Here is a 13,433-nt window from a genome sequence, read left to right as displayed (position 1 = left end):
GTCTGTCGTACCCAGGAGCAGATATCACACCTTTGGTGTTTATTGTGCCTTAAGTGACCCGTGTTGCGCTAGTGCATGGTGATTTCAATGTGTCAGCGACTGGACAATTGAATCGTTGAACTCGCTCCACAACGGCTTGGCCCACGGTCCGAAAGCGCGGTCGGTCAACACAACGCACGCTGCCGACAACGCCGGGTCGACCCACAAGAACGTGCCCGACTGACCGAAGTGCCCAAAGGTTCCCGGGCTGTTGGTCGCGCCGGTCCAGTGCGGATCCTTGGTCGAGCGCAGCTCGAACCCAAGACCCCAATCGCACGGACGGTGCTTTCCGTACCCCGGCACGAATCCGTCGAGGCCTGCAAATTGAACCGACGTCGCGTCGGCTAACAACGAGGGCGACACCAGTTTCGGGTTGAGCAGCTCCACCGCAAACGCCGCAAGGTCCTCGACCGACGAGTGGGCCATGTGCCCTGCTGATCCCCGCAACGTTGTGGACCCCATGCCGAGCGGCTCGCACACGCCCTGGTGCAGATAGTCCGCGAACTCGATGCCCGTCTCCGCCCCGATCAGATCGGCGAGCACCTCGAATCCTGCACTGGAGTAGATCCGCTGCTCCCCCACACCCGCCGTCGGGGCACGGCCTTCGAACGGCAGGCCCGATGCGTGCGCCAACAGATGACGAACCGTGGAGCCCTCCGGCCCGGCCGGCTGATCGAGCTCGATCGCCCCTTCTTCGACCGCAACCAGAGCCGCATGTGCGGTGAGCAGCTTGGTGACCGACGCGAGCTGGAACACCCGCTGCTTGTCGCCATGGCTATCGACGACCTCTCCGCCGGCGACCACCGCGGCCGCCACCGTATCGACCGGCCATTCCTCGAGTTGTCTGAGCATGGGTTCATGCCATCACGACCGAGGCGACACGAGCAACACGCTGCCATCGCCCACCCGGAAATCGTTGCCGCGCAGCGGTTGGATTACTCCTGTGCAGGCACCCCACCGATCCCGAAGACAAAAAATGGGGCCGGCGAGTGTGCGCTCGCCGGCCCCGGTGAGAGGGTTTCGGGTTGATCAGACCGCGTGGTCTTCGTCGGTGAAGCGGATGACTCCACGAATGTTCTTGCCGTCCAGCATGTCCTGGTAGCCCTCGTTGATCTGGTCGAGGCGGTATTGACGGGTGACCATGTCGTCGAGGTTCAGCTTGCCCATCTTGTACAGCGACAGCAGCTGCGGGATGTCGAGCTTGGGGCTGGCGCCACCGAAGATCGTTCCCTGCAGGTTCTTCTGGAGCAGGGTCAGCATCGCGAGGTTGAGGGTGACGTCGGACTCCATCATGTTGCCCATGCCGGTGAGCACGCAGGTGCCGGCCTTGGCCGTGATGCCCATCCAGAGATCAACGTCCTTGCCGTGTACCTCGCCGACGGTGACGATCACTTTCTTGGCCATCTGCCCCGCGGTCACCTCGGCGATGGTCATGGCTGCCTCTTCGACACTGGCGAATGCGTGCGTGGCCCCGAACTTCATGGCCTGCTCGCGCTTCCACTCCACCGGGTCGATGGCGAAGACGTAGCGTGCACCCGAGAGCACAGCTCCCTGGAGTGCGGAGATACCGACGCCACCGATCCCGACGATCGCGACATCTTCACCCGCCTGCACGTTCGCACTGTGGGTGGCCGAGCCGTAACCGGTGGGAACACCGCAACCCACCAGGCAGGCGACCTCGAACGGGATCTCTGGATCGATCTTCACCACCGAGGTCTCGTGGACCACCATGTATGGCGCGAACGTACCGAGCAGGGTCATCGGGTAGACGTTCTCGCCGTCTGCGGTCTGCACGCGGAAGGTGTGGTCGGACACCGCTTCTCCCTGCAGGAGCATGGCCCCCATGTCGCAGAGGTTGCTCAGTCCGGAACGGCACGACGGACATTTGCCGCAGGAGGGAATGAACGAGAGGACCACATGGTCGCCGACCTGGAAGTCGGTGACACCTTCGCCGATCTCGTCCACGACTCCGGCGCCCTCATGGCCGCCGAGCACCGGGAACCCAGCCATCGGGATGCCACCGGTCACCAAGTGGTGATCGGAGTGGCACATCCCGGCGGCTTCCATCCGGATCTTGACCTCGCCCTTGCGGGGGTCACCGATCTCGATCTCTTCGATCGCCCACTTCTCGTTGAAGTTCCGGAGCAAAGCGCCTTTGGTCTTCATTCAAACCCTCCACTCGCGGCGCCCGACGCGGCACCGCTCTTCTGCATTGAAGGTGACCACGTCACCACGGTTCGACCACTGCAGTGACGACGGTCACTGGTCTTCGAGAAGTGTAACGTGTTTCAGTTTTCAGGGCCAGAACGGGTCTTGACCTGTGTCAGAAGACTTTCCGAAAACCCGGCAAACCGCGGTGAATCACGAGGACCCCCGACCGTCTCGTCGAAGAGTCGATCGGGGGTCCCAGTGTTCCTGGGTATCAGTGCTCGAGACCGGCGTCCTTGCCGCCGTACTCCTTGCGCAGCGACGGCTTGACGACCTTGCCCGACGCGTTGCGTGGCAATTCGTCGATCACGATCATCTCCTTGGGCTGCTTGAAGCGCGCGAGATGTTCGTTCAAGAACTCGATCAGGTCGTCGAAGGTCAGCTCTTCGCCGGGCTTGAGCACCACGATCGCAACCGGTACCTCACCCCACCGGTCATCGGCCCTGCCGACCACCGCTGCCTCGAGAATCTTCGGGTGGGCGAACAGCGCATTCTCCACTTCGGCGCAGTAGATGTTCTCGCCGCCGGAGATGATCATGTCCTTCTTGCGGTCCACGACGTAGATGAAACCCTCGTCGTCCATGCGGACCAGGTCGCCGGAATGGAACCAGCCGCCGGCGAATGCGTCGGCGGTGCCCTGCGGGTTCTGCCAGTAGCCCTCCATCATCGTGGGGCCGCGGTAGACGATCTCGCCCACTTCGCCCGGAGCCACATCGTTCATCTCGGCGTCCACCACACGAGCCTGAACCGCCGGGATCACCTGGCCCACCGAGCCCAGCTTCCGGAGCGCGTCCTTGCCCTCGAGTACGCAGGTGATCGGCGACATCTCGGTCTGACCGAACACCGCGACGTTGATCGCTTCGGGGAAGGTGTCGGCCATGGCCTGCAAGACCGTGTCCGATGCGGGAGCCGCACCCCACGAGATCACGCGCAACTTGAGGTCGCGGGGCTTGGCCTGCTGCACCGCGCACACCACCTGCCACTGAGCCGGGACCAGGAAGATCGAGGTGATCCCTTCCTTCTCCAGCACGTCGAGCAGCGATTCCGGGTCGAAGGCCCCGAGGGGGTGGATCACCGTGCGGATGCCCATGTAGAACAGCGGGGCCATCGCACCCATCGCGGCGATGTGGAACATCGGTGCCACACAGGAGCCCACGTCATCGTTGCGGATGTGCAGTGCCGAGATACAGGTGACCGCCTGCGCCTGCATGTTCGCGTGAGAAAGCATGGCGCCCTTGGGGTTTCCGGTGGTTCCCGAGGTGTACATGATCATCGCGATCGAGTTCTCCGGCACGTCGATCGCCGGCAGATCGGAGGGGTCCTCTGCAAGGAGCTGCTCGTAGTCGAGCGCGTCGGCGACGTCGGACGGGCCGACGACGATCAGGTTCTCGATGCCATCGCTGCCCTTGCGGACCGCATCGGCCAGCGGCGCCAGCAGCGACTCGGTGATGACAACCTTCGCGCCGCTGTCGGCCACGAGAAATCCGACCTCGGGAGGCGTCATCCGAATGTTGACCGGCACCGCGATTGCTCCGATGAGGTTGGCGCCGAAGATCGCCTCGACGTACTCACTGCGGTTCAGCATCAGGATCAGCACACGGTCGCCGAAACGCACACCCCGTCGGTACAGGGCTGCAGCGAACGCGACCGAGCGGTCGTTGAGTTCTTTCCACGTGGTGTCCTGACCCTGGAAACGCAATGCCACGTCGTTCGGCTTCATCGTCGCGTGCCGCCGCACGTGGGTGTTCCAGTTGTTCCGGCGCGACCGGAAAGGCTCTTCTACCAGGTGGTCTGATTGGGCCAACGTGGTACTCGTCATGTTCTGCTTCCTGTCGTGGGACCGCCCGTCCGCGTCGAACGGGCCATTGTTGTCAATTACTGGTTGGACGCCGGTACGGGCGTGCGTGCCTTGCCGCGGGAGGCGAATGCTTCGATGAGCGCCGCGAACTCGGGCGACTGCAGCAATTCGATCTGCCCCTCACGTTCGAGGTCGAGTGCGAGGTCGAATCCCGCGAGAGTCTGAGCGTCGACTGCCTGTTTGGTCAGCTCCAACGCCCGTGGCGATGCGGCCAGCAGTTTGTCGATGACCTTGTCGACCTTGGCCTGCAGCGCATCCGGTTCCACCACCGCCGTCACCAGACCGTCTGCCCAGGCCTGCGAAGCCGGCAGCTTCTCTCCGAGGAGCGCCATCGCGTTCGCCCGGGCCCTGCCGACCGCGGCAGCGACGGTGGCGGTGGCGGCGCCGTCCGGCATCAGCCCGATGTTCACAAAGGCGAGCAGGAAGTAGGCGTCGGACGCGGCGTAGACGAGGTCCGAGGCAAACGCGATCGAGGCCCCGATACCGACGGCCGCCCCACCGACCACGGCGACCACTGGAACCTTGATCGCGCGAATGGCTCGGACCACGTCTGAACCGGTGTCGATGGTCTGCTCGGCGCGGGCTCTGGCTTCTTCCGGCGACTGCGGTGGCTCGGCTGTCGCCATCGCCACGATGTCTGCCCCGGTGCAGAAGTCGCGACCCGGTGCGCCCAGTACAACCACACGCACGGAGTCGTCCCTCGCCCACGCGGTCATCACCTCGATGAACGCCACACTGGTCTCGGAGGCCATGGAGTTCTTTCGCTCAGGCCTGTTGATCACCAGCCGAGCCACTCCACGTTCGTCGATCGACGTTGTCAGGCCGTCTTGCCCTTGCATAGATGCCACCCTCGGCTCAGATCTGGCAGCTGCGACACAGATCACGTGAATCCACATTAACTTCTCAGATCGCGGTCGGGGGCGTCAAGTGACGTCGCACGTCGCCTGTGGCGACGCACAACACAGGCGGACCACCGCTGCGCTCACCCGGTACCGGCAGCTAGCATGATCGGATGGCATCTGCCAACGGCCGGTTGAAGACGGCCCAGACAACCACCGGCGACACGCCGAAACCTCGGCAACGACCGAAGGACCGACGCGATCAGATCATTCGCGTCGCTGCCGAGTCGTTCAGTCAACGAGGATATTTCGCGACTGGCGTGGACCAGATCGCCGGCGAGGTCGGGATCAGTGGACCCGCCCTGTATCGCCACTTCCCCAACAAGTACGCGCTCTTCTCAGAGACGGTGCGGACGCTCGGCGCCGACCTGGAACGCGCCGTCGAAGTTGTCCCCGAGCTACCGGGAGACCCCGAACAGGAACTGCGCCTGTTGATCACCGAATTGACCCGGACCACGATCGACAACCGGTCGCGGGGGGCGCTGTACCGGTGGGAGGCGCGATACCTGACTCAGCCCGATCGGCAGGCGTTGGGCGAGATGGTCGGTCGCATGCACACCCGCTTCGCCACGCCGCTCGGCAAGATGCGGCCAGAACTGACCGAGAGCAATCCGACCGTCGCCGGTCGGCTCAACACCGATGCCAGATACCTGAGCGGATCGTTGCTGAGTGTCATCGGTTCGATCACCACGCACCGGGCGTCGCTGCCGCGCAAGCGCATCGAAGCGATCATCATGTCCGCGGCGATGACGGTGGCTCGCACCGAGCTCCCGCCCGTGGAGGCGCCTGTCGGGGACGCGGCTGCCGGCCCCGTCGGAATGGCGATGGCGTCCAAACGCGAAGCCCTTCTGACCGAGGCCATTCGGCTGATGCGCGGGCGCGGTTTCCACGACGTCACGATGGAAGAGATCGGCGCGGCCGTCGGCATGAATCAGTCCGGCGTGTATCGCCACTTCGACACCAAGGTCGCGATGCTGACCGCCGCTTTCCAACGTGCCAGTGAGCGCCTCACGGCCGGGATCAGCGACGCCCTCGCGGAATCGGCCACCCCGCGAGAGGCCCTCGACAACCTCGTGTCGCGGTATGTCGAGATGTCTTTTGTCAACAGTGACCTGCTGAACCTGTACCTCTCGGAAATCGGTAGCGTGCCCGACCCGCTACGCGCCGAGCTACGCGACCAGCAACGCCGCAATGTCGAAGAATGGGCGCAACTGGTCGTCCAGATCAGGCCGGATCTCAACCCCGTCGAGGCACGGTATCTCGTGCACGCCGCCACCAACACCGTTCTGGACCTTGGGAACTGGGAACGCTACGACGCACGTCCCTCCACCCGCAGACGCATCGAGGCAGTCATGTCGGCAATCCTTCTCGGCAACGGGGAGAACATCACCTGACCTGCTTCAGATCACCTTGAAGTCGGCCAACTTCCAGCCGTCAGGCATCCATTGGAGTGTCACCTCGACGCGCGACTGGTAGGGCACGCCGTCCGGGAACTGCTCTGCGGTCCCAGGCGCCGTCACGGTCTGGTCGATGGCGAGAAGGACAACTGCCTCGGTGGACGACGCCGAGATCACACCGGCAGAGACCACCTCGGCCTTGGCGACCGCCTGCGCGTTGGCCGTCCCTTCGCGGGCCTGACGCGACCCCTCGATGAAGTCTCGGGCGAATGCCGGTGTGGAGATCTCGGTGATGCGCTCGTCGAGCGCGGCGAAGTCAGCCGAGTCATAGGTCAGGAGCGTGGTTGCGTACTCGCCGGCGAGCTGGACTGCGCCGGGGCGCAATTGGTTGACGCGGTCTGCCGAGTCGGCGCGGCTGTCCGCATCTCGGTAGAGGTAGACGAAGACACCTGCGGCGGCCAGTGCGACAACAAGCAGTACCGACAGCACCCGAACCGTCAGGCGGCCATCACCGAATCGCTCGGGTTCGGCATCGGCGGACTCTGATTCGACGGCCGTGTCCGGTGCGGCGGCGGCCGACCGCCGCCACCACCGGCCCGACCGTCTACGCGCGCGAGCCTCCTCCTTGGCACGGCGCGCTTGGGCAGCGGCCCGCATCTTGTCGCGGTTTCGGCGGTTGGCCTCGAGGAACTCCGCAGAATCGAACGGAGAGGGATCGCTCCCGGCCGTGGGGTCTTGACCGGGGTTCGACGGAGTCGTGTCGGTCTCGGGGACGTCTGAAGCGTCGGGCCGCGTCGAATCGGCACCACGATCGCCGGTTCCCCCCAGCTTGGCTTTCGGGCTCATGCCGACAATGTAGGCCCTGTGGCCCCTGACACAGCAACCGACCATCAAATATATTTGATGTGATACCTTCGCGACAGCAGGCCACGAACTGATCTAGGAGCCATTTTCATGTCGATTCTCACCCCCGAGCAGACCGACTTCGCCAAGTCGGTCGCCGACTTCTGTCAACGCGAAGCGGGGACCCGCGAGCAGCGCGACGCCCTCACCGCCGCAGGTGCCGAACTGCACTCGGTGGAGCTGTACAAGAAGATGGCCGACCTGGGCTGGGCAGGCATTCTCGTTCCCGAGGAGTTCGGCGGAGCCGGCGCCGGCAATGTCGAGATGTGCATCCTCCTCGAAGAGGCCATGCGCGGCAACGCCCCCATCGGCGGCATCGGCCCCACCTTGATCGCCGCCGGCGCTTACCAGAAGTTCGCCGACGAGCAGCTCAAGAAGGAAGTTCTCGCCGATGTCGTTGCGGGTGAATCACTTTCCATCTCGATGTCGGAGCCGGAAGCCGGATCCGATGTCGCCGCGCTGACCTGCCGTGCCGAGAAGGTCGACGGCGGCTGGGTCATCAACGGCCAAAAGACCTGGTGCTCCAACGCGCACTTCGCCAAGAGCATTCTTCTCGTGGCGCGAACCGACCGCACCGGCAAGAAGCACGAGGGACTGACCTTCTTCCACATCCCCGCCGGCACCGAGGGACTGGAGATCAAGGGCATCGACACGCTTGGCGGCCGAGAGGTCAACGACCTCTACTTCACCAACGTCCGGGTTCCCGACAGCGCAGTGGTCGGCGAGGTCGGCGGCGGCTGGATGCAGCTCATGAGTGGCCTCAACACCGAACGTCTGATCCTGGCTGCCATGCAGCTCGGTGTTGCAGAACGGTCCTTCGCCAACACCCTCGAGTTCGTCACCGAGCGCAAGCAGTTCGGCCGCCCGGTCGGCACATTCCAGTCGCTGCGTCATCGGCTGGCCGACCACGCGACCGAGATCGAATGCACCAAACTGCTCGTCTACAGCGTGGCCCAGAAATCCGACGCCAACCCCCAGAAGATGCTGCCGCGTGAGGCGTCGATGGCCAAGCTCAAGGCCACCGAGGTGTCGAAGGCGATGACCATCGACGGCATGCAGATGATGGGTGGCTACGGTTACGCGACGGAGTTCGATGCAGAGCGTCTGATGCGGGGTGCGATCATATCGACCGTGTATGGCGGAACCAACGAGATCCAGCGCGACATCATCGGCAAGACGTACGGTCTCTGACGTCTTGACGACCCCATCGCGAACGACGATGCGCCGGCGACCTGGCCTCTCCGAGGAGGTCGCCGGTCATCTGCGTCACCTGATCATGTCCGGGACGATTCGGCCCGGCGAGTTCATCAGGATGGACGAGACCGCGGTGGAACTGGAGGTGAGCGTCACCCCCGTGCGAGAAGCACTGCTGACATTGCGGGGCGAGGGCATGGTCAACCTGGTTCCGCACCGGGGGTACGTGGTCGCCGATCTCACCCGCCAGGACGTGGAAGACATTTTCTGGCTACAAAGTGTGCTGGCCGTGGAACTGGCGGTGCGGACTGCTTCGACCATCACCTCTGCTGAGGTCGACCGCCTCGCCGAATTGAACGAGGCCCTGCAGGACGCGCTGGCCGCCGGCCGAGTGTCCGAGATCGTGTCGGCCGAGTTCGAATTCCATCGGGTGCACAACCGAATCGCCAACGGCGACAAATTGGCGTGGTTCTTGCTCAACGCAACCCGGTACACCCCGCAGGAGCTCTACGCGAACGACCCACAGTGGGGGCAGGTCGCCTACGACAGTCACCTCAAGCTCATCGACGCGTACCGGCGTGGCGACCGCGACGAGGTCGTCGAACAGACTCGCCGGCAGTTCACCGACGGTGCCGAGCGGCTGATGCGCCACCTCGAGAGCATCGGGTTGTGGTCCGACGACGCGGATAACGCGGCTGCCCCGGGCTGATCTGCTCGCCGCCACGAGCTCGGAGTTCGCGGGGTGATCTACCCGCTCGGGTGTCGAAGGTGCACAGATGTCTCTATCGTCGGTGTCTATGTCTGACATCTCGGTGCGAGTTCTCGGCGCACTCACCATCATTCGCGACGGTGAACCGGTCACCCTGGGTGGTCCTCTCCCCCGCGCCTTGTTGGCGAGATTGATCATGTCGAACGGCCACATGGTCCCCGACTCCACCTTGATTCAGGATCTCTGGCGCGACAACCCGCCTCGTTCGGCCCAGCTGACGCTGCAGACATACGTGGCAGCTCTGCGCAAAGCCCTCGAACCCGAGCGCGGACGCGCGGCACCGGAGATCCTGGTCCGACGGGGCACCGGGTACGCCCTGGTGGTCGACCCCGGCCAGGTCGACGCCGCCCGATTCGAGACGCTCGCCACCGCAGGCCGTGACCAGTTGGTTTCCGGCGACAGCGAATCCGCCCGGCGCACCCTCTCCGAGGCACTCGAACTGTGGTGGGGCCCGGCGTATGCGGATGCGGCGAACTGGGACTTCGCCGCCATCGAGACGGTGCGGCTAGAACGTCTGCGGGCAGATGCCACCGAAGACCTGCTTGCCGCGCGATCTGATTGCGGCGAGTTCACCGCCGTCACAGCGCAGCTCGAATCGATCATCGCGACCGATCCCCTGCGCGAACGTGCCTGGGAGTTACTCGCTCTGGCCCACTATCGAGCCGGCAACCAGGGCGACGCCCTCCAGACGTTGCGCGAGGCACGCAGCCGTATTGCCGACGAGCTGGGTGCCGATCCCCGGCAGAGCCTGCTCGAACTGCAGGACGCCATCCTGCGGCAGGACCCGGTCCTCATGCCACGCGAGAGAGATGCGGCAACCGTCACCGCGCCCGGGCCAGTCGGTAATCCGGAGCGTCCGACCGGCAACATTCCCTTGGCGCTGACCTCTCTGGTCGGTCGCGAAGAACAAATCGAGCAGATCGGTGAGCTGCTGGATTCACATCGGATGGTCACGCTCACCGGCCCGGGCGGGATGGGCAAGACCCGCGCTGCCCTCGAGGTGGCCCGTGAACGCAAAGATGCCGATGGGCCCTGGTTGATCGAGCTCGCCGGGGTCACCCGTCCCGGTGACACGCTGGACACCGTCATCGCGACGCTCGGCCTGACCGTCTCCGGCGGAATCGGCGTACTCACCTCACTTCTGCACGACCGCGATTTCCTTCTCGTTCTTGACAATTGCGAGCATCTGCTCGACGAGGTCGCCGCACTCGTCACCACCGTGCTGCAGACGTGTCCGAAGATCCAGATCCTGGCCACGAGTCGAGAAGCAATCGGCGTCGCCGGGGAGACCGTCTACGAGATGCCGCCGCTGGACGATTCTGCGGACCTGTTTCTCGAGCGGGCGGGCTCGGCCGCCGCCGATGCCGAGCATGCTGATATCGAACACCTCTGCGCCGCACTTGATCACATGCCTCTGGCCATCGAGCTCGCCGCCGGCCAGTCCTCGACCCTCTCCGTTCGTCAGATCATCGACATGCTCGACGACCGCTTCGATGTGTTGCGCGGCGGACCCCGTACCAACAAGCGGCACGCCACCATGCAGGCAGCCATCGACGGCTCGTACTTCTCCCTCACCGACAGTCAGCAGCAACTGTTCTGCGATCTGGCGGTGTTCAGTGGCGGATTCGATCTGGACGCGGCGAGACAGGTCACGCGGCACCGACATCTTCTCACCGACCTCAACGCCCTGATCGACAAGTCGATGCTCAAGGCCGTCGGCGGAGATCCACGGCGGTATCTCATGCTCGAGACGCTGCGCAGTTACGCCCTCGCGCAACAAGATCCGGCACGAGCGAGGGAGCTCGAACTGGCGCACACAGCGTGGGTGGTTGCGGTGGCCACCGACGCCTACCTCGGACTGCGCGGCCCGCAATGCCTGGCGTGGACGCGCACGCTCGGGGCCGACATGGACAACATCCGCGCCGCGCTCTCTCGGGAGAGCACCTCACTGGAGACATACCTCGAAGTGGTCGGGAACGTGTACTGGTTCTGGTACCGCCGCGGGCACACCGATGAAGGTATGCGGATGCTCGCACCGGCACTGACCGCTCCCACCGACATCCCGATCGCGACGAGGGTCCGGGCCATCGCCGGTCGGACCATCATGAGCTACCTGGCCGCCGATCTCCCGGCGCTGTTCGCTGCCCTGGGCACTCTCGGGGAGGTGTTCGCGACGTTCGATGTGAACTCTGCGGACACAGACGAACAGGTTGCCCGCGGCGACGCAGCGGTCACCCTCGCCTTTTTCGAATCCGGCTCGGGCCTGGTGGATGCCGGCCGGGAGCATGCAGCAGTCGCGCTCGAGATCGCGCGGCGATACAGCTACCCGTGGACCGCAGCCGAATCGTTGATGTCGCTGGGCACCGCAGATTTCCGTGCCGGCGATCACGCCTCCGCTGCAGCGCACTTCACCACCGCGCTGGAGACCGCCCGCGGTTGCGGTTATGACTGGTGCGCTGCCTCGATCCTCTGGATCCATGCCAAAAGCGATATCGCACAAGAGAACTGGAACGGCCCCGCCGAACGAAAGCTCGGACACATGCTTGCGTACTGCGAGCGGGCCGATGACCTCACCTCGGCGATGGTGGGCCTCTTCACACTCGCCTACGTCCTGTTCCGCCGCTCTGAGCCGGCTGCGGCTGCGCAGCTGATCGGAGCCGTGGATGACCTGACCGAACTCACCGGGTTCTCACCCGAGCGGATGGATGTGGTGGAGCTCGCGGCATTCGGGGCCACTATGCGCGACGAGATAGACCCGGATGTGTTCGCGGTGGAATCCGCTGTCGGACGCACCCTGGGCCTGGCCGGCGTCCGCGACCTCGTGTACCGGTGGGTCGGCGTACCCGACGTCAGGTGACGCGGCCTTCCTGGCCATTCTCCGGCTCGAGTGGACAGCCCCCGCGGCCGGTTCCATACTGGTCAACCATGGTCTCCACCAGGAGGTTCAGCATCCAGCACGACCCTCGGCAACCCGTTCCGGTCACCGGTCGACGCCCGCCGGGTTCGACCGGCAAGCCATGACGGCGCACCGGGTGGACGTCGCCATCGTCGGTGCAGGGCTGATGGGGGCATGCGCCGCGTGGCAGCTCACCGGGCGCGGTCTGTCGGTCGCGTTGATCGAAGCATTTGATCTCGGCCATTCCCATGGCAGTTCGCATGGGCGTTCTCGGATCTTCCGCCGCGCGTATCCCGATCCTCTGTACGTCGCGATGACCGGCTTGGCACTGGAGAAGTGGCAGGCCCTGCAACAGGAATCCCGCACGACTCTGATCACCGGTACCGGTGGCCTCGACCACGGACTCCAGCGCATGCCGGCGACCCTGGCCGAGCAGATGGCTCTGCACGGCGTCGAGCACGAGTTGCTCTCCCCCACCGAGGCGACCCGGCGCTGGCCGGGCATGCGGTTCGATACCGACGTGATGTTCCACCCGTGTTCGGGTGTGATCGACGCGGAGAGCACCGTGTTCGCGGCCGCGTCGCTCGCAGCTGAGGCGGGCGCGCAGATCCTTCCCCGGACCCGGGTCGTCGATGCGAATCCGACACCGACGGGCGAGGTCACCCTGCGCACGGCCGGCGGTGATCAGATCATCGCCGACGTGACGGTGCTCACCGCGGGCGCCTGGCTACCCGACTTCGCCGGCGCACTCCTCGAGTTCGGGCGCCCTGATGACAAAGTGTTGCCGCCCTTGACCATCCGTCAACAACAGGTGTTCCACTTCCCGATGCGGCCCGGTCACCCCACCCTTCCGACCTTTGTCCACATGGACGGCCGTCAGATGTACGGACTGGCCTCGGGCGAGGACGTTCCGGTGCCTGCGATGAAGGTGGCGCGATTCGACGACGGCGTCACCACCACTGCCGGCAGTCGGGACGGCCGCATCACCGATGAGCAAAGACAGGACGTCGTCGACTACGTCAGTGAATGGCTGCCTGCCGTGCATCCCGAACCGATCGCCGAGTCGAGTTGCCTGTTCACGATGACCAGTGATGAAGACTTCATCCTCGACCGCAGTGGCCCCTTGGTGGTCGCCTCACCCTGTTCGGGACACGGGGCCAAGTTCGCGCCGTTGATCGGAAGCATGATCGCCGATCTGGTGACCGGCCAGGCACAGCCGGCACCTCGGTTCCGGATGGATCGAGGCGCCGGCATGATGCCCACCTGATCG

10 protein-coding genes are annotated in these 13,433 nt (G+C 64.8%); 5 read left to right on the top strand and 5 right to left on the bottom strand.

Annotation, left to right across the window (positions count from 1 at the left end; all coding sequences use genetic code 11):
• Positions 1-84 precede the first annotated feature (84 nt).
• The 4 genes from CSW57_RS20060 to CSW57_RS20045 form a co-directional block, all read right to left on the bottom strand.
• Positions 85-891 carry a serine hydrolase domain-containing protein gene (locus tag CSW57_RS20060; protein ID WP_099384247.1) on the bottom strand — a complete coding sequence of 269 codons (807 nt, stop codon included), beginning with the start codon at positions 889-891 and terminating at the stop codon, positions 85-87.
• Positions 892-1,068: 177 nt separating this feature from the next.
• Complete coding sequence (locus tag CSW57_RS20055; RefSeq protein WP_030171724.1) at positions 1,069-2,205, bottom strand: NDMA-dependent alcohol dehydrogenase; 1,137 nt, start codon at positions 2,203-2,205, stop codon at positions 1,069-1,071.
• 256 nt (positions 2,206-2,461) lie between these two features.
• The gene (gene fadD5 / locus CSW57_RS20050; protein ID WP_099384246.1) at positions 2,462-4,066 is read right to left on the bottom strand and encodes a fatty-acid--CoA ligase FadD5; all 1,605 of its coding nucleotides are present in this window, start codon (positions 4,064-4,066) and stop codon (positions 2,462-2,464) included.
• A 56-nt stretch (positions 4,067-4,122) separates the two neighbouring features.
• Entirely contained in the window at positions 4,123-4,944 is an 822-nt protein-coding gene (locus tag CSW57_RS20045) for an enoyl-CoA hydratase-related protein (RefSeq protein ID WP_099384245.1), read from the bottom strand.
• Positions 4,945-5,117: 173 nt separating this feature from the next.
• On the opposite strand from CSW57_RS20045, the gene CSW57_RS20040 reads away from it, so the two are divergent.
• Positions 5,118-6,398, top strand: a complete 1,281-nt coding sequence (locus tag CSW57_RS20040; RefSeq protein WP_099384244.1) for a TetR/AcrR family transcriptional regulator — start codon at positions 5,118-5,120, stop codon at positions 6,396-6,398.
• Positions 6,399-6,404: 6 nt separating this feature from the next.
• Here CSW57_RS20040 and CSW57_RS20035 read toward each other — a convergent pair whose 3' ends face one another.
• Complete coding sequence (locus CSW57_RS20035; RefSeq protein ID WP_099384243.1) at positions 6,405-7,247, bottom strand: hypothetical protein; 843 nt, start codon at positions 7,245-7,247, stop codon at positions 6,405-6,407.
• 108 nt (positions 7,248-7,355) lie between these two features.
• Here CSW57_RS20035 and CSW57_RS20030 point away from each other — a divergent pair, with 108 nt between their 5' ends.
• The 4 genes from CSW57_RS20030 to CSW57_RS20015 all read left to right on the top strand — a co-directional run bounded on the left by CSW57_RS20030 (position 7,356) and on the right by CSW57_RS20015 (position 13,430).
• Positions 7,356-8,495, top strand: a complete 1,140-nt coding sequence (locus CSW57_RS20030) for an acyl-CoA dehydrogenase family protein (RefSeq protein ID WP_099384242.1) — start codon at positions 7,356-7,358, stop codon at positions 8,493-8,495.
• Positions 8,496-8,499: 4 nt separating this feature from the next.
• On the top strand, positions 8,500-9,207 hold the full coding sequence (locus tag CSW57_RS20025; RefSeq protein WP_223249361.1) for a GntR family transcriptional regulator: 708 nt from the start codon (positions 8,500-8,502) through the stop codon (positions 9,205-9,207).
• Between the two features lie 88 nt (positions 9,208-9,295).
• Positions 9,296-12,124 (top strand): BTAD domain-containing putative transcriptional regulator, encoded by a 2,829-nt coding sequence (locus CSW57_RS20020; protein ID WP_099384240.1) that lies wholly within the window; start codon positions 9,296-9,298, stop codon positions 12,122-12,124.
• A 160-nt stretch (positions 12,125-12,284) separates the two neighbouring features.
• Positions 12,285-13,430: an FAD-dependent oxidoreductase gene (locus CSW57_RS20015; RefSeq protein ID WP_099384651.1), complete on the top strand. Its 1,146-nt coding sequence runs from the start codon at positions 12,285-12,287 to the stop codon at positions 13,428-13,430.
• The last annotated feature ends 3 nt before the right edge of the window (positions 13,431-13,433 follow it).

The sequence above is a fragment of the Williamsia muralis genome, assembly GCF_002735905.1.
Lineage (GTDB): Bacteria > Actinomycetota > Actinomycetes > Mycobacteriales > Mycobacteriaceae > Williamsia > Williamsia muralis_A.
Note: the sequence above shows the minus strand (reverse complement) of the source record. Positions and strands in the feature narration are given on the sequence as shown.